At 67.0% G+C, this 20,812-nt stretch carries 17 protein-coding genes and 4 pseudogenes; 15 read left to right on the top strand and 6 right to left on the bottom strand.

The window, feature by feature from the left end:
- The first annotated feature begins 6 nt into the window (after positions 1–6).
- Positions 7–987, top strand: coding sequence for a methylmalonyl Co-A mutase-associated GTPase MeaB (gene meaB, locus CA606_RS05660; RefSeq protein WP_096052013.1), 981 nt, complete (start codon positions 7–9; stop codon positions 985–987).
- 183 nt (positions 988–1,170) lie between these two features.
- Here the strand turns inward: meaB and CA606_RS05655 are convergent, their stop codons facing one another.
- Positions 1,171–1,800 (bottom strand): glutathione S-transferase family protein, encoded by a 630-nt coding sequence (locus CA606_RS05655; RefSeq protein WP_096052014.1) that lies wholly within the window; start codon positions 1,798–1,800, stop codon positions 1,171–1,173.
- 108 nt (positions 1,801–1,908) lie between these two features.
- Here CA606_RS05655 and CA606_RS05650 point away from each other — a divergent pair, with 108 nt between their 5' ends.
- The 5 genes and pseudogenes from CA606_RS05650 to CA606_RS05630 form a co-directional block, all read left to right on the top strand.
- Complete coding sequence (locus CA606_RS05650) at positions 1,909–3,243, top strand: spinster family MFS transporter (RefSeq protein WP_096052015.1); 1,335 nt, start codon at positions 1,909–1,911, stop codon at positions 3,241–3,243.
- Positions 3,244–3,457: 214 nt separating this feature from the next.
- Positions 3,458–4,954: a spinster family MFS transporter gene (locus CA606_RS05645; protein ID WP_096052016.1), complete on the top strand. Its 1,497-nt coding sequence runs from the start codon at positions 3,458–3,460 to the stop codon at positions 4,952–4,954.
- A 188-nt stretch (positions 4,955–5,142) separates the two neighbouring features.
- A complete protein-coding gene (gene purB / locus CA606_RS05640) occupies positions 5,143–6,453 on the top strand; it encodes an adenylosuccinate lyase (protein ID WP_096052017.1) in 1,311 nt (436 codons plus the stop codon).
- A gap of 2 nt (positions 6,454–6,455) precedes the next feature.
- Positions 6,456–7,199 carry a 2OG-Fe(II) oxygenase family protein gene (locus CA606_RS05635; RefSeq protein WP_096052018.1) on the top strand — a complete coding sequence of 248 codons (744 nt, stop codon included), beginning with the start codon at positions 6,456–6,458 and terminating at the stop codon, positions 7,197–7,199.
- Positions 7,186–7,771 (top strand): annotated as a pseudogene (locus tag CA606_RS05630) (DNA-deoxyinosine glycosylase); the annotation flags it as partial. The gene CA606_RS05635 and the pseudogene CA606_RS05630, both read left to right, overlap by 14 nt.
- A gap of 64 nt (positions 7,772–7,835) precedes the next feature.
- Here the strand turns inward: CA606_RS05630 and CA606_RS05625 are convergent.
- Positions 7,836–8,150, bottom strand: coding sequence for a DUF1476 domain-containing protein (locus CA606_RS05625; protein ID WP_096033821.1), 315 nt, complete (start codon positions 8,148–8,150; stop codon positions 7,836–7,838).
- A 387-nt stretch (positions 8,151–8,537) separates the two neighbouring features.
- Here CA606_RS05625 and purC point away from each other — a divergent pair, with 387 nt between their 5' ends.
- Together purC and purS are read left to right on the top strand one after the other, a co-directional pair.
- Positions 8,538–9,296, top strand: a complete 759-nt coding sequence (purC, locus tag CA606_RS05620; protein WP_096052020.1) for a phosphoribosylaminoimidazolesuccinocarboxamide synthase — start codon at positions 8,538–8,540, stop codon at positions 9,294–9,296.
- A 51-nt stretch (positions 9,297–9,347) separates the two neighbouring features.
- A complete protein-coding gene (purS, locus tag CA606_RS05615; protein ID WP_010920350.1) occupies positions 9,348–9,587 on the top strand; it encodes a phosphoribosylformylglycinamidine synthase subunit PurS in 240 nt (79 codons plus the stop codon).
- On the opposite strand, the pseudogene CA606_RS05610 reads toward purS, so the two are convergent.
- A pseudogene (locus tag CA606_RS05610) lies at positions 9,566–10,253 on the bottom strand (TetR/AcrR family transcriptional regulator). The gene purS and the pseudogene CA606_RS05610 overlap by 22 nt on opposite strands.
- Positions 10,254–10,339: 86 nt before the next feature.
- Here CA606_RS05610 and CA606_RS05605 point away from each other — a divergent pair.
- Together CA606_RS05605 and CA606_RS05600 are read left to right on the top strand one after the other, a co-directional pair.
- Positions 10,340–11,614, top strand: coding sequence for a cytochrome P450 (locus CA606_RS05605; protein WP_096052022.1), 1,275 nt, complete (start codon positions 10,340–10,342; stop codon positions 11,612–11,614).
- Positions 11,615–11,621: 7 nt separating this feature from the next.
- Positions 11,622–11,801, top strand: a complete 180-nt coding sequence (locus CA606_RS05600) for a rubredoxin (protein WP_096052023.1) — start codon at positions 11,622–11,624, stop codon at positions 11,799–11,801.
- A gap of 22 nt (positions 11,802–11,823) precedes the next feature.
- On the opposite strand, the pseudogene CA606_RS19965 reads toward CA606_RS05600, so the two are convergent.
- Positions 11,824–11,972, bottom strand: a pseudogene (locus CA606_RS19965) (hypothetical protein); the annotation flags it as partial.
- Positions 11,973–12,292: 320 nt separating this feature from the next.
- On the opposite strand from CA606_RS19965, the gene CA606_RS05595 reads away from it, so the two are divergent.
- From CA606_RS05595 to CA606_RS05585, 3 genes are all read left to right on the top strand, one after another.
- On the top strand, positions 12,293–12,778 hold the full coding sequence (locus tag CA606_RS05595; RefSeq protein ID WP_096052024.1) for a DUF3291 domain-containing protein: 486 nt from the start codon (positions 12,293–12,295) through the stop codon (positions 12,776–12,778).
- A gap of 122 nt (positions 12,779–12,900) precedes the next feature.
- Positions 12,901–13,563 (top strand): phosphoribosylformylglycinamidine synthase subunit PurQ, encoded by a 663-nt coding sequence (gene purQ, locus CA606_RS05590; RefSeq protein ID WP_096052025.1) that lies wholly within the window; start codon positions 12,901–12,903, stop codon positions 13,561–13,563.
- A 95-nt stretch (positions 13,564–13,658) separates the two neighbouring features.
- Positions 13,659–15,626: a CocE/NonD family hydrolase gene (locus CA606_RS05585; protein WP_096052026.1), complete on the top strand. Its 1,968-nt coding sequence runs from the start codon at positions 13,659–13,661 to the stop codon at positions 15,624–15,626.
- 124 nt (positions 15,627–15,750) lie between these two features.
- On the opposite strand, the gene CA606_RS05580 is transcribed toward CA606_RS05585, so the two are convergent.
- Positions 15,751–15,957 carry a hypothetical protein gene (locus CA606_RS05580; protein WP_096052027.1) on the bottom strand — a complete coding sequence of 69 codons (207 nt, stop codon included), beginning with the start codon at positions 15,955–15,957 and terminating at the stop codon, positions 15,751–15,753.
- A gap of 354 nt (positions 15,958–16,311) precedes the next feature.
- Here CA606_RS05580 and CA606_RS05575 point away from each other — a divergent pair.
- Together CA606_RS05575 and purL are read left to right on the top strand one after the other, a co-directional pair.
- A pseudogene (locus tag CA606_RS05575) lies at positions 16,312–16,551 on the top strand (hypothetical protein); the annotation flags it as partial.
- A 93-nt stretch (positions 16,552–16,644) separates the two neighbouring features.
- The gene (gene purL, locus CA606_RS05570; RefSeq protein WP_096052029.1) at positions 16,645–18,852 is read left to right on the top strand and encodes a phosphoribosylformylglycinamidine synthase subunit PurL; all 2,208 of its coding nucleotides are present in this window, start codon (positions 16,645–16,647) and stop codon (positions 18,850–18,852) included.
- 29 nt (positions 18,853–18,881) lie between these two features.
- On the opposite strand, the gene CA606_RS05565 is transcribed toward purL, so the two are convergent.
- A complete protein-coding gene (locus CA606_RS05565) occupies positions 18,882–20,696 on the bottom strand; it encodes a PAS domain-containing hybrid sensor histidine kinase/response regulator (protein WP_096052030.1) in 1,815 nt (604 codons plus the stop codon).
- Between the last annotated feature and the right edge of the window lie 116 nt (positions 20,697–20,812).

The following is a 20,812-nucleotide window of genomic DNA, read 5'->3' as shown; positions in this document are numbered from 1 at the left end:
GGGGACGTGATCCCCACGCTCGACATCGACGCCTTGGAGCCCCGCCTGGTCGCCGGCGACCGCGCGGCCCTGGCGCGCGCCATCACCCTGGTCGAAAGCCGCCGCCCCGACCATCAGGCCGCCGCGCGCACGCTGCTGTCGCGGCTTATGCCGCTGACGGGCCAAGCGCAGCGGATCGGGATCACCGGCGTGCCGGGCGCGGGCAAGTCGACGACGATCGAGCGGTTCGGCTGCGACCTGGTTGCGGCCGGTCACAAGGTGGCGGTGCTGGCCGTCGATCCCTCGTCAGGCCGTCACGGCGGCTCGATCCTGGGCGACAAGACGCGGATGGAGCAGCTCAGCGTCCAGCCCAACGCCTTCATCCGCCCCTCGCCCTCCGGCGGCGCTCTCGGCGGCGTTGCGCGCAAGACCCGCGAGGCCATGCTGCTGTGCGAAGCCGCCGGCTTCGACGTGGTCATCGTCGAAACCGTGGGCGTGGGTCAGTCCGAGACCGTCGTCGCCGACATGGTCGACATCTTCCTGGCGCTGCTCATTCCCGGCGGCGGCGACGAGTTACAGGGGATCAAGAAAGGCCTGATCGAACTGGCCGACCTCCTGGTCATCAACAAGGCCGACGCCGATCCGGCTAAGGCCGAACGTTCGGCTCGCGACTATCGCAACGCCCTGCATATCCTCACCCCCGCCCATCCGGACTGGACGCCGCCGGTGCTGACGGCGTCGGGTCTCACCGGCCAGGGGCTGGACGTCCTGTGGACGCAGATCCAGCGCCACCGCGAGGTGATGACCGCCAATGGGGCCCGAGCGTCTCGCCGCGCCGACCAGGACGCCCGCTGGATGTGGGCCATGGTCCGCGACCGCTTGGAAGACGCCTTCAAGACCGCCCCGGCCGTGGCGGCGCTGGTTCCGGAGCTGGAGACGGCGGTGCGTCAGGGCGAGGTTCCCGCATCGGCGGCGGCCGACAGGCTGCTGGCGGCGTTTGGGTTGTGAGGGCTACGCCAATCCTCCCCCCAGCGGGGGAGGTGTCGGCGCAGCCGACGGAGGGGGAAGAGGCAAGGCACGCAGAACTTCCCCCACCGGCGCTTCGCGCCACCTCCCCCGCTAGGGGGAGGATTGGGTTACGCGGGTTCGCGCTAAGTCTCCTCCCGCTCTGATGGACGAGACGAGCAAACCTCACCCCACCAGCGCTGCCCGCTCCCACTCCAGGAACTCCGGCGTCTCCAGCAGGCGCTCCGCATAGGCCTGGGCCGCGCCGGCGTCGCCGTAGTCGGCCAGCTTGACGCCATAGGTTCTGAACCGCGTCGCCACCGGCGTGTAGAACGCGTCGGCGATCGACCACGCGCCCAGCAGGAACGGGCCGTGCGAGCGAGCCAGGAGCGCGGTCCACAGCGCCACGATGCGGCGGACGTTCTTCTGCGTCGCTTCGGAAAGCTCAAGCACACGGGGCGGTTCGTCGAGCGCCATCGGGCATTCGCTCCGCAGCGCCTGAAAGCCTGAGTGCATCTCCGCGCACGCCGAACGCCCCAGCGCGCGCAGCGCCGGATCGTCGGGCCAAAGCTTCGCCTCGGGGAACTTTTCGGCCAGGTACTCGCAGATCGCCAGCGAGTCCCAGATCACCAGATCGCCGTCCCGCAGCGCTGGGGCCAGCCGGCTGGGCGAGATGCGGCCGATCTCGTCGGCGGTGGCTTCGCCGCGACGAAGCGCGACCTCGATCTCGGCGAAGTCGACGCCCGCCCGCTTGAGCGCCAGCCACGGGCGCAGCGACCAGGTGGACCACTGCTTGGTGCCGATCACGAGTTCCACGCCGCGCGCTCCTGAAGCTGTTTCGAAAATGCCGGATGGCGTTTTCGCTTAGCCTGCGTCTAAGTTGCCCTCAACGATTAGAACAAATGTTCGAGGGAGAGAGAGTCCATGGCGCAACCCGCCACGCCGTCGCCCGTCATCGCCCCGGTGTCGACGGCCTATCGCCGTTACGCCCTGTGGGTGCTGCTGATCATCTACACCCTGAACTTCCTGGACCGGCAGGTGGTCAATATCCTGGCTGAGCCGATCAAGCGTGACCTGGGCCTGGCCGACTGGCAGCTGGGCATGATGACGGGCCTGGCCTTCGCCATCTTCTACACGGTGCTGGGCATCCCGATCGCCCGCATCGCCGAGACCAAGAACCGCCCCTACATCATCGGGATTTCGGTGGCGGCGTGGAGCGCCTTCACCGTGCTGTGCGGCTTCACCCAGAACTTCTGGCAGCTGATCCTGGCCCGTATCGGCGTGGGCGTCGGCGAGGCCGGCTGCACCCCGCCCGCGCACTCGCTGATCACCGACTATGTGCCCAAGGAGAAGCGGGCCAGCGCCATCGCCTTCTATTCGATCGGCACACCGCTGGGCACCCTGGCCGGCATGGCGATGGGCGGACTGGTGGCCGACGCCTATGGCTGGCGCGTGGCCTTCATGGTCGCCGGCGCCCCGGGACTGGTGTTCGCGCTGGTCGCCGCCTTCACGCTGATCGAGCCGCGCAAGAAGCTGGCCGCCGAAATGGCCGCCCGCGCCAGCTTGCAGATCAGCTTCGCCGCGGCGCTGGCGGTGCTGGCCACCAAGAAGACCTTCTGGCTGGTGGCGCTGGCCGCCTCGATCAAGGCCTTCATCGGCTATGGCCATGCGCCCTTCACCGCCTCGTTCTTTTTCCGCGTCCACGGCGCGGAGATCGCCGAGCTGGCCGGGATGTTCGGCCTGAAGTCGGCCGGGTTCCTGGGCCTGGCCCTGGGCCTGATCGGCGGGACGGCCGGCGTGATCGGCGCCTGGCTGGGCGGCGTCTTCGCCGACCGCCTGGGGGCCAAGGACCTGCGGGCCTATGTCACCGTACCGGCCATCGCCTCGGTGATCACGATCCCGATCTTTGTTGTCGCCATGAGCCTCGATGCGCCGATGGCCGCGATCAGCCTGCTGGCCGTCAACGCCCTTCTGGGCACCCTGTGGTACGGCCCCGTCTACGCGACGGCTCAGAGCATCGTCGACCCGGCGTTGCGCGCGACGGCCTCGGCGGTTCTGCTGCTGATCATCAACCTGATCGGCCTTGGCCTGGGCCCGCTGGTCGTCGGCCTGCTGAGCGACATCCTGGCCGGACCGGTGGGGCTGGGCGAGGCGCAGGGCGTGCGCTGGGCGCTGATCCTGTCGGCGACGCTGGGATTGGGCGCCTTCGGACTGTTCTGGGCCGCCCGTAAGACCATCCGAGACGAGATGGTCAGCTGACTGAAAATCCTCCCCCACGCGGGGGAGGTGTCGGCTCGAAGAGACGACGGAGGGGGAAGCGGCAGGTTCAACAGAACTTCCCCCTCCGGCCTTCGGCCACCTCCCCCATCGGGGGAGGATTTTATCGCCCGAAAATCCCCACTGGCGCTTTGGCTTCCGCTCGGTCACAGTCCCTCAAACAATTAGAACAAATGTTTGAAGGGAGAGAGTCAGTATGGCCGACGCGCGGGCGTCCGGCGGCGATCGGCCGCTTTACTCGAACGGCTACAAGGCCGCGGTGCTGGGGCTGCTGCTGGCCACCTACACCTTCAACTTCATCGACCGGACGATCATCGCGACCATCGGTCAGGCCATCAAGGTCGACCTGAAGCTCACCGACACGCAGTTGGGCTTGCTGGGCGGGCTCTACTTCGCCCTGCTCTACACCATCCTCGGCATCCCGATCGCGCGTCTGGCCGAGCGCTTCAACCGAGTGACGATCATCTCGGTGTCGCTGGTGATCTGGTCGGGCTTCACGGCCCTGTGCGGCGCGGCCGCCAACTTCACCCAGCTGGCCCTGTTCCGCTTCGGCGTCGGCGTCGGCGAGGCCGGCTGCTCGCCGCCCAGCCACTCGCTGATCAGCGACTATTACGAGCCCAAGAAGCGGGCCACGGCCCTGTCGATCTATTCCTTCGGCATTCCGCTGGGCACGATGTTCGGCGCGGTGGCCGGCGGCTGGCTGGCCCAGGAGTTCAGCTGGCGCGTGGCCTTCGTGATCGTCGGCCTGCCGGGCATTCTGCTGGCGGTGATCGTCAAGCTGGTGGTCAAGGAGCCGCCGCGCGGCCATTCCGAGATCGTCGAACGCCCGCTGGAGGCTGAGGACGTCGTGGTCGAGCCCGCCAAGCCGGCGTTCTCGATGGCCAACGAGTTCAAGGAGCTTTGGGCGGTCACCAAGGTGCTGTTCGGCAAGTGGCCGGTGCTGCACATGGTGCTGGGCGTGACCATCGCCTCGTTCGGCTCGTACGGCTCGGGCGCCTTCGTGCCGTCGTACTTCGTCCGCGCCTTTGACCTGGGCCTGGCGCAGGTAGGCCTGATCACCGGCCTGATCGGCGGCTTCTCGGCGGGCGTCGGCACCCTGGTCGGCGGCTTCTTGAGCGACTGGGCCGGCAAGCGCAGCGCCAAGTGGTACGCCCTGACCCCGGCCATCGGCCTGATTATCTGCACCCCGATCTATATCGCCGCCTATCTGCAGACCGACTGGCAGACCACCGCCCTGATCCTGCTGGTCCCCGGCATCTTCCACTATGTGTACCTGGCCCCGACCTTCGGCGTGGTGCAGAACTCAGTCGAGCCGCGCCGCCGGGCGACGGCGACGGCGCTGTTGTTCTTCTTCCTGAACCTGATCGCCCTGGGCGGCGGGCCGGTCTTCACCGGCTGGCTGATCGACCACCTGGCCCAGTTCCACTTCAACCATCCGGGCGGCGGCGTGATCGCCAGCGTGCTGGGCTCGTTCGGCGGCGAGGCGGGCCAGAGCTTCGCCAGCGCCTGCCCGGGCGGCATCGCGCCCAAAGGCGCCTCGGCCGAACTGGTCGCCCAGTGCAAGACCACCCTGTCGGTGGCCAGCCAGCAGGGCATCATCGTCTCGCTGTGCTTCTACGCCTGGGCCGGCCTGCACTACGCCCTGGCCGCCATCGGCATGGTCAAGCACTTCGAGGCGCGGGCGAAGGCTTAAGGCTAAAAACCCTCCCCCTCGCGGGGGAGGTGTCGGCTCAAAGAGACGACGGAGGGGGAAGAGGCAGGATCGGCGGAACTTCCCCCACCGTCCGCTGCGCGGACACCTCCCCCGCTGGGGGGAGGATTGGCCTAAGTAATAAGTCTCTTCCCTTGACTCCCGGGGCGGTCGGGCCGAAACGCCCGCCCATGATCAGCCGCTACGCCCGCCCCGAAGCCGCCGCCATCTGGTCCAGCCAGACCAAGTACAAGATCTGGTTCGAGATCGAGGCCCACGCCGCCGACGCCATGGCCGAGCTGGGAGTCATCCCCAAGCTCGCCGCCGAGACGATCTGGGAAAAGGGCCGCGACGCGGTCTGGGACAGCGACCGCATCGACGAGATCGAACGCGTCACCAAGCACGACGTCATCGCCTTCCTGACCCACGTCTCCGAGATCGTCGGTCCCGAAGCCCGCTTCCTGCACCAGGGCATGACCAGCAGCGACGTGCTGGACACCTGCTTCGCCGTGCAGCTGTCGCGCGCTACCGACCTTCTGCTCGAAGACGTCGACCTAGTCCTGGCCGCGCTCAAGCGCCGGGCCATGGAGCACAAGATGACCGTCTGCGTCGGCCGCAGCCACGGCATCCACGCCGAACCGATCACCTTTGGCCTGAAGCTCGCGGGCTACTACGCCGAGTTCCAGCGCGCCAAGGAGCGCCTGGCGATGGCCAAGTTCGAGATCGCCACCTGCGCGATCTCGGGCGCCGTGGGCACCTTCGCCAATGTCGATCCGCGCGTCGAACAGCACGTGGCCGACAAGATGGGCCTGGCCGTCGAGCCGGTCTCGACCCAGGTGATCCCGCGCGACCGCCACGCGGCCTATTTCGCGGCCCTGGGCGTCGTGGCCTCGTCGGTCGAGCGCCTGGCCACCGAGATCCGCCACCTGCAGCGCACCGAGGTGCTGGAAGCCGAAGAGCCGTTCGATCCGGGCCAGAAGGGCTCGTCGGCCATGCCGCACAAGCGCAACCCGATCCTGACCGAGAACCTCACCGGCCTGGCCCGCCTGGTCCGCTCGGCCGTCGTGCCGGCCATGGAGAACGTCGCCCTCTGGCACGAGCGCGACATCAGCCACTCGTCGGTCGAGCGCGGCATCGGCCCCGACGCCACCATCCACCTCGACTTCGCCCTGCGCCGTCTGGCGGGCGTGATCGAGCGCTTCAACATCTATCCCGACAACATGGCCAAGAACCTAGACAAGCTGGGGGGCCTGGTCTTCTCGCAGCGCGTGATGCTGGCCCTGACCCACAAGGACGTCAGCCGCGAGGACGCCTATGCGGCCGTGCAGGGTAACGCCATGAAGGTCTGGCGCGGCGAGGGCCGGTTCCTCGACTTCCTGAAGGCCGATCCGGTCGTGTCCAAGGCCCTGACCGAGACCGAACTCGAAGAGCTGTTCGACCTTGGCTATCACACCAAGAACGTCGACGTGATCTTCCAGCGCGTCTTCGGCGAAAAGGGCTGAGCATGAGCCAGCCGCCGGTCCTGCGCCTCAATCCCGCGCTGGATCCGGCGGCGTTCGCGGACGCCTACGCCCGTGAGGGCGTGGTGCGCATCCCCGAGGTGTTCGAGCCCGAGGTCGTCGATCGCCTGGCGGGCATCCTCGAACAGACCATCGACTGGGACATCATCTGCTCGGATGAGCGCGGCGGGGCCGAGGTGATCAGCCGGGCGCGGCGCGGCGAGCTGGGCGATCAGGCCGTGGCCGACCGCCTGCACGCGGCCACCCTGCGGGCCCGCAGCGGCTTTGCCTATGTCTATCTCGGCTATCCGATGATCGACGCGCTGGTCGGGGGCCGGGATCCGGGCCATCCGATCCACGCCCTGACCGCGTTCCTGAACAGCCCCGCGTTCATCGCCTTCGGCGCGGCCGTCACCGGCGAGCGCGGGATCACCAAGATCGACGGACAGGCCACCTGCTATCGGCCCGGCGATTTCCTGACCCAGCACGACGACACCGGGGTCGGCGAGCGCCTGGCCGCCTACACGCTGGGCCTGACGCGCCAGTGGCGGCCGGACTGGGGCGGTCAGCTGCTGTTCCACGACGACCAGGGCGACGTCACGCGCGGCTTCGCGCCGGCGTTCAACGTCCTGACCCTGTTCAAGGTGCCCCAGCAGCACTCGGTGGCCCCAGTCGCGCCCTATGCCGGCGCGCTGCGCCTGACAGTCACCGGATGGCTGCGCAACGATCCGCCCAATGGACGCGGCTAAGCGCGGCTTCCCGCCCGTCGTCGACGCACACACCCGCGTGCTGATCCTGGGCAGCTTGCCCGGCGACGCCTCCCTGGCGGCGGGCCAGTACTATGGCCATCCCCGCAACGCCTTCTGGCGGTTGATGGAAGGGGTGATCGACGCGCCGCTAGTCGCGCTCCCCTACGAGGATCGCCTGGCCGCGCTGCTGGCGCACGGCGTCGGCCTCTGGGACGTGATCGAGACGGCGCGGCGGCCCGGCAGCCTGGACGCCGCCATCCGCGAGCCCGCCGCCAACGACCTCATGGCCTTGATCGACACCTTGCCCGCGCTGCGGCTGGTGGCCTTCAACGGGGGAACCGCCGGGCGGCTGGGCGGCCGTCTCATCGGGACACGGGTCAGCACCCTGGCCCTGCCCTCCTCCAGCCCCGCCTATGCGGCGCGTACGTTCGCGCAGAAGGCGGCGGCCTGGGCCGCGCTCCGCGACGGGCTGGCCCAAAGCTGACGAACAGCCGGATGGAAATCCTCATCCGGAGCCTGTCGAAGGGCGAGGACGGCCGCCACGGCGCGGGCGCCCGGCGTCAAGACAGCCACAGAAAAAGGGCCGCCCCGGTTGGGAGCGGCCCCTTGTCTTGTCCAGAGTGACGCTCCGAACGCCTACTCAGACTTGATCTGCTCGCGGGCTTGAGCCAGCAGCTCGGCCATCTTCATGCGGACCTCGCCCTCGGTGGTCGAGACGCCGGCGCCCTTCAGGTCTTCGAAGACCTTGCGCAGCACATCCTCGTCGCCCGGCTGTTCGAAGTCGGACTTCACGACGGCGCGCGCGTACTCTTCCACGGTCGCCAGGCCCATCAGGCCGGCGGCCCATTCGCCCAGCAGGCGGTTACGGCGCGCGGTCGCCTTGAATTCCAGTTCCTGGTCGTGCGCGAACTTGCGTTCGAAACCCTGTTCGCGTTCGTCGAAGGTGGTCATGGAAGCCTCAAAGTCGCCAGCCCGTTGAGCCAGATCGGTCGATCTGGCCAAACAGGCTCTAATTCCAAATCATTTTGAGCATGATGGTCGCCAAAACCGGCGTCCACTTTCGGCTATCATGCTCCTACGCCGGCTGCATATATCGTGGCGCTCGTCGCTGCAATCGGCGGATAAGCCGCAGGCGACGTTTCGTAGCGCGTCATAGACCAAACTCCGGGCGCTGGTTTGCGATCCCGCGCTCATTCGAGTAGGTTTAGCGAGAATTTTAAAGTGAGCGGCCTTGAGTCGAACGCCGCGCGCAGCTATCCGCCGCGCGCGCTTTTCGTTTTCCGGGAAGATCCTGGGCTGGGGTAGCGCGCGATTCCGGAAAGGGCCTCGACGAGAGCCATGACGACCCGTCGCAAGAAGATCTACGAAGGCAAGGCCAAGATCCTTTACGAGGGGCCCGAGCCCGGCACGCTGATCCAGTACTTCAAGGACGACGCGACGGCGTTCAACGCTCAGAAAAAGGCCATCCTCGAAGGCAAGGGCGTCATCAACAACCGGATCAGCGAGTACATCATGACTCGCCTGAACGGGATCGGCGTCCAGAACCACTTCATCCGCCGGCTGAACCTGCGCGAGCAGTTGATCAAGGAAGTCGAGATCGTTCCGCTCGAAGTCGTGGTGCGCAACATCGCCGCTGGCTCGATCGCCACGCGCCTGGGCCTGACCGAGGGCCAGCCCCTGCCCCGCTCGATCATCGAATTCTACTACAAGGACGACAAGCTCGGCGACCCGATGGTCACCGAGGAGCACATCACCGCGTTCAACTGGGCCGCGACCCAGGAGATCGACGACATGATGGCCATGGCCCTGCGGGTGAACGACTATCTGTCGGGCCTGTTCAGCGGCGTCGGCATCACCCTGGTGGACTTCAAGGTCGAGTTCGGCCGCATCTACGAAGGCGACTTCAGCCGCGTCATCCTGGCCGACGAGATCAGCCCCGACAGCTGCCGCCTGTGGGACACCGTGACCAACGAGAAGCTGGACAAGGACCGCTTCCGCCGGGATCTGGGCAATGTCATCGAAAGCTACACCGAGGTGGCCCGCCGCCTCGGCATCATGAAGGAAATGCCGACCGTCATTCAGGGCGGCGTGCACTAAGAAGCCTTCGGCGTTCGTCGCGACGCCAGCGTCGCGAAGGGAGAAGTTAGAGTGAAAGCCACCGTCCACGTGTTCCTGAAGCCCGGCGTCCTCGACGTTCAGGGCAAGGCTGTCGAGAACGCCCTGCACGGCCTGGGCTGGCCGTCGGTCAAGGACGCCCGCGTCGGCCGCGTCATTGAGTTCGACCTCGACGCCACCGACGCCGAAGCCGCCAAGGCCGAGGTCAAGACCATGTGCGAAAAGCTGCTCGCCAACACGGTCATCGAAAGCTACCGCATCGACGTGGCCTGAGGGCCTATTCGGTCCCTCTCTCTTTGAGAGAGGGCTTCCATTTTAGACCCCAAAACTGACCCGCAACGTCGCCAAGCTGGTCCGCCGGATCGGCTCAAGGTCCATGCCGGGATCGATCAGCAGCTGCGTCGACACCCCCAGCAGCAGTGACCCCACCATCAGCGCCGCCGCGTCGGCGTTGAGATCCGGCCGGATGACGCCCTCGGCCTGACCTCGAAGCACCATCGCCTCCAGACGCTGCTCGGCCTCCTTGTGGGCGGCGGCGAAGGGCGCGCGCAGGTCGGACATGTCGCCGACCGCGCTGGCCATCATCACGAAATAGGCCCGCAGCTCCCCGTCCTGCGACAGGGTCGTCAGGAACGCGTCGACAAAGCCCAACACCGCCTCCAGCCCGTTGGTTTGGTCTAGCCGTCGGTCGTCCATCTGCGCCTGAAGCCTGGCCTGCAGCCTGGCGATCAAGGCCTCGATCAGCCCGTGCTTGGAGCCGAACCGCTGGGTGGCCAGGCCTCGGCTGTAGCCCGCCCGCGCGCCGATGTTCTCGAAGGTGGCCGCCGCCACGCCCTGCTCGGCGATCAGCTCGGCGGCGGCGCGCAGCAGTTCGGCCTCCGACTGCTGGCGGCGGTCGGACTGGGTGCGGCGCTCGGGGACCTTAAGGGACGATGTCATCTTGCCGAACTTAGTTATTTGTTGGACAACAAGCAAATAATTGAGATAGCCGCAGAGCCATCCTCGGGAGGAGCCAGGAGGCCTGCATGACGATCTCGACCGACATCGCCAACACCATTATCGACCCCAAGGCCTATGCCGACGGCGACCGGATCGACCAGGCCTTCGCCCACCTGCGCCGTGAAGCGCCGCTGGCGGTCGCCCAGCCCGACGGCTTTGATCCGTTCTGGGTGGTCACGCGTCACGCCGACATCCTGGAGGTCGAGCGCCAGAACGAGCTGTTCCACAACGGCGACCGCGCCACCGTCATCACCACCATCGAGGCCGACAAGAAGGTGCGCGAGATGATGGGCGGATCCCCTCACCTCGTCCGCTCGCTGGTGCAGATGGATAACCCCGACCACTTCGCCTACCGCAAGATCACCCAAGGCGCGCTGCTGCCGCAGAACCTGCGGGCGCTGGAGGCGCGGATCCGCGAGATCGCGCGGGGCTTCGTCGACCGCATGGCCGAGCACGGCGACCGCTGCGACTTCGCCCGCGACGTGGCGTTCCTGTATCCGTTGCACGTGATCATGGAAGTGCTGGGCGTGCCTGAGAGCGACGAGCCCCGCATGCTGAAACTAACCCAGGAGCTGTTCGGCAACGCCGACCCGGATCTGAACCGCACCGGCAAGTCGGTGACCGACGTCGGCGAGGGCGTCGACAGCATCCAGTCCGTGGTCATGGACTTCATGATGTATTTCAACGCGATCACTGAGGATCGCCGGGCCAACCCGCGCGACGACCTGGCCACCCTGATCGCCAACGGCAAGATCAATGGCGAGCCGATGGGCCACCTGGAGGCGATGAGCTACTACATCATCGCCGCTACCGCCGGGCACGACACCACCTCCTCGACCACCGCCGGCGCGCTATGGGCGCTGGCCGAAAACCCCGACCAGTTCGCCAAGGTCAAGGCCGATCCGTCGCTGATCCCGGGCCTGATCGAGGAGTCGATCCGCTGGGTCACGCCCGTGAAGCACTTCATGCGCACCGCCACCGCCGACGCCGAACTGGGCGGCCAGAAGATCGCCAAGGGTGACTGGATGATGCTGTCCTATCCGTCCGGCAATCGCGATGAGGCGGTGTTCGAAGACCCCTTCACCTTCCGCGTCGATCGCACGCCCAACAAGCACGTCGCCTTCGGCTACGGCGCCCACATCTGCCTGGGCCAACACCTGGCGCGGATGGAGATGCGGGTGCTGTGGGAAGAACTCCTCGCCCGCCTCGACCATGTCGAGCTGGACGGCGCGCCCACCCGCATGGTCGCCAACTTCGTCTGCGGCCCCAAGTCGGTGCCGATCCGCTTCAAGCTGCACTGAGGCGGCGATGAGCGCGGAACCCTTCAAGGTCTGGCAGTGCCGCACCTGCGGCTACATCTACGACGAGGAACAGGGCGACCCCGGCGAGGGTCTCGCGCCCGGCACCCGCTGGGCGGACATTCCGGCGGGGTGGCTGTGTCCGCTCTGCGGGACACCGAAGTCGGACTTCGACATGATCGAGCTTTGAGGGGCGACGGGGCGGAGGGGATGCACCGGCGCATGTTGATTGTCTGGTTGGGGTGGATTTCGGACCAATCCTCCCCCTAGCGGGGGAGGTGTCGGCGAAGCCGACGGAGGGGGAAGAGGCCGGCTCGGCGGCGCTTCCCCCTCCGGCCTTCGGCCTCCTCCCCCGCTGGGGGGAGGATTTGCGTCTTCGGCGCCGACGTTCGCCGGGGAGGTCGGGCTCCTACCGCAATGCGTCCTTCGAGGCTCGCCTACGGCTCACACCTCAGGATGAGGAAGTCTGTTGCTGAGGCCCTCATCCTGAGGTGCGCGCTCTTGAGCGCGCCTCGAAGGACGCAGGGAGCCAAGGTCCCGCCCACGGTCGAAGTCCACCATCGGCATCCTGCCGACCACCGGACCTTCAGATCGTCACGGCCTGTCGGTTGACACCCTCCCCCAAGGCGGGAACCACTGGGTCAGCCGCCCCGTGAGGCACGCGCGGAAGGGAGACCGTCGATGAGCGCCAAGTTCCACCTGGCCCAGGTCAATGTCGGACGCCTGAAGGCCCCGATCGATCACCCGATGATCAAGGACTTCGTCGACAACCTCGACCGCATCAACGCCCTGGCCGAGGCCTCTCCAGGCTTCGTCTGGCGCCTCACGGGCGAGGGCAACAACGCCACGGACCTGGCGATCGACAACGATCCGCTGTTCATCCCGAACCTGTCGGTCTGGACCGACATCCCCTCGCTCGGCGCCTTCGTCTATCGCAGCGACCACGTCGAGATCATGCGCCGCCGTCGCGAGTGGTTCGAGCACATGGACCTCTATATGGCGCTGTGGTGGGTCCCGGCCGGCCACACGCCCACCGTCGCGGAAGCCCTGGAGACGCTGGCGCACCTGGAGACCCACGGCCCGACGCCGGCGGCCTTCACCTTCAAGGTCCCCTTCCCCGCCCCCAGCGGCGAGGCTGTGGCGCCTGAGCTGGATGAATGCGCTTAGCGAGCTGTCATCCCGGCCGAAGCGAAGCGTAGAGCCGGGACCACGGGAAGCGCCGGGTTTCCGGCGGTCCCGGCTTTCGCCGGGATGACAGCGAGGGCCGAACGGTGCTACAGGCCCGCGCCATGAAAGCCGCCGTCATCGTTTTTCCGGGTTCGAACTGCGATCGTGACTGCAAGGTCGCCATCGAGCGCTCCGCTGGGGCGCGTGTCGAAATGGTCTGGCACCAGGAGACGGCGCTGCCGGACGACCTGGATCTGATCGTCCTGCCCGGCGGTTTCTCGTATGGCGACTATCTGCGCTGCGGCGCCATGGCCGCCCAGAGCCCGGTGATGAAAGAGGTCGTCTCGGCCGCCGGCAAGGGCGTGGCCGTGGTCGGCATCTGCAACGGCTTCCAGGTGCTGACCGAGGTTGGCCTGCTGCCCGGCGCCCTGCTGCGCAATGCGGGCCTCAAATACGTCTGCAAGCCGGTCGAGCTGGACATCGTCAACGGCCAGACCCGCTTCACAGCCGGCTACGGCGAGCAGCGCGACGCGGTGATGACCGTCGGCAACGGCGAGGGCAACTACTTCGCCGACGAAGAGACGCTGGACCGTCTCGAGGGCGAAGGCCAGGTGGTGTTCCGCTACAAGGAAAACCCCAACGGCTCGGCCCGCGACATCGCCGGCATCGTCAATGCGGGCGGCAACGTCCTGGGCCTGATGCCCCACCCCGACCGGGCCTTCGACGCCGATCTGGGCTCCGAAGACGGCGCGGTGCTGTTCCGCAGCATCTTCCAGAGCGCCTGAGCGCTTCGCCCCGAAAGGGGGCGAACGGAAAGTGTTATATTGTAGCACTTTAAGATTACCGGGCCTAAGCTGCCGCTCTCTGTAGGAGGGCAATCATGAGTCTCGTCACCACCTTGCGCGCGGGGCTGTTGGCCGCCGCCGCGCTCTGCGCCTTCGGCGCTGTCGCCCACGCCCAGGTCTCGGCCCCGGTCTCGCCGATGACGCCGGATATCGACGGCAAGTACGTCCGGGCGACGGTCAACTACGACTACGACAAGCGCGTCGTGATGATCCCGATGCGGGACGGGACCAAGCTCTACACCGTGATCGTGGTTCCCAAGGGCGGCCAGAAGGCGCCGGGGGGCCTGCCCATCATGCTGACCCGCACGCCCTACAACGCGGCCGGCCGCGCCGCGCGCGCCGACAGCCCACGCATGGTGGCCGCCATGCCGCAGGGCGACGAACCGTTCGTCGCCGACGGCGGCTATATCCGGGTCTTCCAGGACATCCGGGGCAAGTACGGCTCCGAAGGCGACTATGTGATGACGCGTCCGCTCAAGGGACCGCTGAACAGCTCCGAGGTCGACCACTCCACCGACGCCTACGACACCATCGACTGGCTGGTGAAGAACGTGCCCGAGACCAACGGCAAGGTCGGCATGCTAGGCAGCTCCTACGAGGGCTTCACGGTGATGATGGCCCTGGTCAATCCGCACCCGGCCCTCAAGGTGGCCGCGCCGATGAGCCCGATGGTCGACGGCTGGATGGGCGACGACTGGTTCCAGCACGGCGCCTTCCGCCAGAACAATTTCGACTACTTCAGCAGCCAGACCTCGTCGCGCGGCTCTGGCAGCGGCGTGCAGCGTCAGGGCTATGACGACTATTCCAACTTCCTGCGTGCAGGCTCGGCGGGCGACTACGCCAAGAAGTTCGGCGTGGATAAGCTTCCGGGGGTGCGGAAGATGCTCGAGCACCCGGCCTATGACAGCTTCTGGAGCGAGCAGGCGCTGGACAAGGTTATGGAGAAGACGCCGCTCAAGGTGCCGACCATGTGGATCCAGGGCCTGTGGGACCAGGAAGACATCTGGGGCGCGGTGCACTCGTACCCGGCGATGGAGTCCAAGGACACCGGCAACGACAAGAACTATCTGGTGCTGGGTCCCTGGCGGCACAGCCAGGTCAATTACGAGGGCTATAATCTTGGCCCGTTCAAGTGGGATGGCGACACCGCCCTGCAGTTCCGCCGCGACGTGATGAAGCCGTTCTTCGACCAGTATCTGAAGGACGGACCCAAGGCCGACACCCCGCCGGTGCTGATCTACGATCCTGGCCAGAACACCTGGAACCGCTACGCCCGCTGGCCGCAGGGCGGCGCGGACGGCGCCGGGTCAGGCAAGGCCAGCAAGAACCTCTATCTTAGCGCCAACGGCGGGTTGGGCTTCAGCGCCCCGGCGGCCGGCAAGGGCGCGGCGGCCTATGCCGAGTATGTGTCCGATCCGGCCAAGCCCGTGCCCTACATCCCTCGCCCGCTGCAGTTTTCCGACCGCAGCCGCTGGACCCCGTGGCTGGTGACCGATCAGCGCTCTGTCGATGGTCGTCCGGACGTGCTGACCTATGTCAGCGAGCCCCTGACCGAACCGCTGAAGATCGCCGGTGTTCCGAAAGTGAACCTGTTCGCCTCGACCAGCGGCACGGACAGCGACTGGGTGGTCAAGCTGATCGACGTCTATCCCGACGAGGTCCCCAGCCAGCCCGAACTGGGCGGCTATCAGCTGGCGGTCGGCATGACGATCTTCCGCGGCCGCTATCGCGAGAGCTTCAGCCAGCCCAAGGCCCTGAAGCCGAATACGCCGCTGAAGTACCAGTTCATCCTGCCCACGGCCAACTACACCTTCAAACCCGGTCACCGGGTTATGGTCCAGGTGCAGTCCAGCTGGTTCCCGCTCTATGACCGCAACCCGCAGACCTTTGTGCCGAACATCTTCTTCGCCAAGCCGGATGACTACGTGAAGGCCACGCAGCGGGTGTTCCATGCGGGCGACACCGCCAGCTTCATCGAACTGCCGGTCGTGGACGCGAAGTAGCCGCGAGCGTCCCAAGCCAAAAGGGCCGGCGGTCAAACCGCCGGCCCTTCTTTAGGCGCGTCAGGTGCGGGGCGTGTTCGGCGGGTAAACCTGCGCGCCTTGTTCCCACGCGCCCTGCGGCGCTTTAGCGGCCGCTTTGCTTGGCTGAGTCCTTGCCAGCAGCGTCCTTGCCAGCGGCGTCATGACCGGGCGCTGTCTTGCTGGGCGCGCCCTCGACGCCGGGGGTCACGGCCGGCGCGGCTTGGCGCTCGCCGGTCTTCTGTTGCTGGTCGGGCGTCTTGCGCTGCGGATCGTTCGACTGTTGTTGCGGGGTGCGGGTCTGTTCGGCCATCGGACTTGTCCTTCTTGCTCACCACGCGCTGTCGGCGCGCACAAGGTTGTAACGGCTCCGGACTCTTCCCGTTCCTCGCAACAAGCCGCCAAACTGCAGCTAAGCTTCCGAATTTTCACGGATTTTCGGCCAAACGCCTCTTCGTGAGGGCGATCACAGACCCAAGGCGCGTTTAATCTAGCCCAGCGCCATTTTCGGGCAAAACATTCGCTTGTTACGAGATGATTAAGGTTAATCCGCACCGCTTGGGGGAGATGGCTGGAACGAACGCCTCCCCTCAGCGACATCTGGCGCACCAAGAAGAAACAGAAGGCTGCTGCGGGAGCCTTTCCGGACACGCAGAGTTAAAACACCATGGCCGATCCCGAAGTTCGGTTTCCCGAGACCTATGTCAGCGGCGTGCCTGTGTGGGCCCGGCGTCGCAAACGCTCGAGCGTCCCGCCGCTGGTCAGCATGGTGGTCATTCTTCTCGCCCTGTTCGGCGCTGTGATGATCGGCGTGTCCCTGCGCATGGGTTCGGTCGAAAAGGGCGGCGCTGTCGTCGACGACTGGATCGCCCAGGGCAAGGCCATGTGGGACGAAGCCGCCGGCCAGGTGAAGGAAGGCCAGGCCTCTCCGAAGTCTTGAGGCCCCTAATCGCCTGACGGCTGTGGCGGAATCTGATCGACCGGGTTAGAAGGCGCGCCCATGAGCACGCCCCAAAAGCCCATGGCCGAATTGGCCGCCGAGTTCGGCCTGAAACCCGCCGAATATGACGTTGTCCTCAAGCGCCTGGGCCGCGAGCCCAACCTGGTGGAGCTGGGCGTCTTTTCGGTGATGTGGTCCGAGCACTGCTCGTACAAGTCCTCGAAGAACCAGCTGAAGAAGTTCCCGATCGACGGTCCCCGCGTGATCTGCGGTCCGGGCGAGAACGCCGGCGTCATCGATATCGGCGACGGCGACGCGATCATCTTCAAGATGGAGAGCCACAACCACCCCTCGTACATCGAGCCGTATCAGGGCGCGGCGACGGGCGTGGGCGGCATCATGCGCGACGTCTTCACGATGGGCGCGCGGCCGATCGCCCTCTTGAACGCCCTGCGCTTTGGCGATCCCAGCCATCCGAAGACCAAGCGCCTGGTGGACGGCGTGGTCGCCGGCATCGCCGGCTACGGCAACTGCGTGGGCGTGCCCACCGTCGCGGGCGAGACCAACTTCCACAAGGGCTACAACGGCAACATCCTGGTCAACGCGATGTGCGTGGGCCTGGCCAAGGCCGACAGCATCTTCTACTCGGCCGCCCCGGGTCCTGGCCTGGCGGTCGTCTATTTCGGCTCCAAGACCGGCCGCGACGGCATCCACGGCGCGACCATGTCCTCGGCCGAGTTCTCGGAGGACTCCGAGGAGAAGCGCCCCACCGTCCAGGTCGGCGACCCCTTCGCCGAGAAGCTGCTGATCGAGGCCACGCTGGAGCTGATGGCTACCGGCGCGGTCGCCGCCATCCAGGACATGGGCGCGGCGGGCCTGACCTCCTCGTCGGTCGAGATGGCCGGCAAGGGCGGCGTCGGCATCGAGCTGAACATGGACATGGTCCCGCAGCGCGAGACCGGCATGAGCGCCTACGAGATGATGCTGTCGGAAAGCCAGGAGCGCATGCTGGCGGTCCTCAAGCCCGGCCGCGAGCAGGACGGCCACGCCATCTTCGAAAAGTGGGGCCTGGACGCCGCCGTCATCGGCTACACCACCGACACCGGCCGCCTGGTGCTGAAGCATCACGGCGAGACGGTCTGCGACGTGCCGTTGGCGCCGCTGTTCTACGATGCGCCGCTGTATGACCGCCCCTGGGTCCAGCCGGCGCTGCAGCCGCGCCTCGACCCCGCCGCCATCCCCGCTCCGACGAACTGGAACGAAGCGGTTCTGAAGATCGTCGGCTGCCCGGACATGGCCTCCAAGCGCTGGCTGTGGGAACAGTACGACCGCCACGTCATGGCCGACACGCTGGAAGACAGCGCCACCGGCTGCGACGCGGGCATCGTGCGCATCCACGGCACGGGCAAGGCCATCGCCGTGACCAGCGACTGCACCCCGCGCTATGTCCAGGCCGACCCCTATGAGGGCGGCAAGCAGGCGGTCGCGGAGGCCTGGCGCAACCTGACGGCCGCCGGCGCCCTGCCGATCGCCATCACCGACAACCTGAACTTCGGTAGCCCCGAAAAGCCCGAGACCATGGGCCAGATCGTCCGCGCCACCGACGGCATGGCCGAGGCCTGCCGTGTGCTGGACTTCCCGGTCGTGTCGGGCAACGTGTCGCTCTACAACGAGACCAACGGCGTCGCCATTCCGCCGACGCCCACCGTCGGCGCGGTGGGCCTGCTGGAGGACTACGACCTGCGCACGGGCTTCGGCAATGTCGCCGAGGGCGACACGCTGGTCGTGGTCGGCGCCACCCGTGGCGAGCTGGGCGCCTCGATCTATCTGCGCGAGATCCTGGGCCGCGAAGACGGCGCCCCGCCGCCGGTCGATCTGGCGCTGGAGCGCAAGAACGGCGACTTCGTGCGCGGTCTGATCAGCTCGGGCCTTGTCGCGGGCGTCCACGACCTGTCGGACGGCGGCCTGCTGGTCGCCGCGGCTGACGTGGCCCTGGCCAGCAAGGTCGGGATCACCCTCAACGCCAGCAGCCAAGCGCACGCTCACGCCTATCTGCTGGGCGAAGACCAGGCGCGCTACCTGATCGCCACGCCGGACCCGGACGCGGTGCTGGAAGCGGCGAAGGATGCGGGCGTTCACGCCAACATCGCCGGCGTCGCGGGCGGGGAAGCCTTCGCGTCGGATGGCCTGTTCAGCGTCTCGCTGGAAGCCCTGCGCACCGCCCACGAGGCCTGGCTGCCGGGCTATATGAACGCGCCGAAGGCGTAAGGACCGACGATCAGGAGCACGCGGCGATCTTAAGCCGCGTGCGACCGTCCCGCCCAGCGCGCCACCGCCTCGAGCAACTTGCTGGGGCTGATCGGCTTGCCCAGGTGGTCGTCCATGCCGGCGGCCAGGCAGTTGGCGACCTGTTCGGGCAGGACGTTGGCGGTCATGGCGATGATCGGCGTGGAAGCGCCACGCGCGCCTTCCCAGGCCCGGATTTCGCGGGTGGCGGTCAGGCCGTCCATGACCGGCATCTGCACATCCATCAGCACCAGATCGTACTGGCCCTGGCGCATGGCCTCGACGCCCGCCACGCCGTCATTGGCGGTCTCGACGGCCACGCCGAAGGGCTCCAGCATCGTGCAGATCAGCTCGCGATTGACGGCGTTGTCCTCGACGAGCAGCAAACGCACATCGGCGTCGGCGGCCAGGGGCGAGGTTTCCTGGGCCTCCTGGGTCGGTAGTTCGGCGAGCGGTCCGCGCACCTCGAACCAGAAGGTCGAACCCTGGCCCTCGACGCTGTCGACGCCGATACGGCCATCCATCCGCTCGATGATCCGGCGCGAGATCGCCAGACCCAGGCCCGTCCCGCCAAAGCGCCGCGACACGGCCGCGTCGGCCTGGGAGAAGCGGTCGAAGATGTTCTCGCGGTGCTCGGGCGCGATGCCGATGCCGGTGTCGATGACCTCGCCGCGCAAGACCGCCTCGTGTCCCTCGATCGTTTGGCGGAGGGCGACGGTGATGGAGCCGTGAGGCGTGAACTTCACCGCGTTGGACAGGAAGTTCAGCAGCACCTGGCTAAGCCTTGGTCCATCAAGGTCCATCGGCTTGACGCCGCGCGCCGTGCGAACGTGGATCTCAAGGCCCTTGGCTTCCGCACGCTCGGCCACTAGGCCGGCGCAGGATGAGGCCATGGCGGCCGGATCGAAGGGCGCGGGGTCCAGCTCCAGCCCGCCCGCCTCGAGCCGCGAGAAGTCCAGCACGTCGTTGACGACGCTGAGCAGGGTGTTGCTGGCGTCCAGGATGTGGCCGATCTGGCGGGTGGCGGTCTTGTTCAGATTGCGCGAGCGGCGCAGCACCTCGGCGAAGCCGATGATCGCGGTCAGCGGCGTGCGCAGCTCGTGGGTCATGTTGGCCAGGAAGTCGGACTTGGCCGCCGACGCCGCCTCGGCCATCTCCAGGGCCTTGGCGATATCCAGCTCCAGGCGCTTGCGCTCGGTGATGTCGCGCGAGGTGACCAGCAGGATGCCTGATCCGTCGCCCAGCATGGAATAGGTGCTTTCGACCCAGATCCGCGTCCCGTCCTTACACAGACTCTCATAGTCGGCGCTGACGGGCGCGCCGCCGGGCGTGAGCTTCTGGATGATGCCCTGCACCCACTTGAAATCGGCGTCGCTGACCAGGGCCTGCGGCGGCAGGGCCATGAACTCCTCAAGCGTATAGCCGGTGATGCGTTCAATGCTGGGCGAGCTGTAGAGCCGCTCGCCTTGGGGAGACCACAGCGCGACGTGATCCGTCAGATTGTCGCCCAGCAGCCGGTAGAGGCGATCGACCTCGCGATACTTGGCGAGCGCCGCCTGGGCCTCCTCGATCGCGCCCTGCTTGGCGTCGAGGCTGGCCTTGAGGTCGGCGTGCATCTCCTCGAGTCGGATGTTCTGACTGCCGACCCAGTAGGCCAAGGGCGCGGCGATGATCGTGGACATCACCAGCGTCGTCAGCGGCGCATAGGCCGGGCGGTTGTCCAGCAGCAGGATGTCGATGACGAAATCCAGCACCATGGCCACGCCCACGATGAGGCAGACCGTCGGCACGGCTCTGGCGATCCGAGCTCTGATGGCGGGCGAAATGATCGCTCAGCTCCTGGGGGTTACCGGAATCACGGTGATCCCCCCAGATTAGGGACAGTTGGCCTCTCCAGCCAGACCAGAGACAATCCGTCGCGCCCGGCGGCTGGCCAGATGCG

This window comes from Caulobacter vibrioides (assembly GCF_002310375.3).
GTDB lineage: Bacteria > Pseudomonadota > Alphaproteobacteria > Caulobacterales > Caulobacteraceae > Caulobacter > Caulobacter vibrioides_D.
This window is presented reverse-complemented; position numbering and strand designations above follow the sequence as displayed.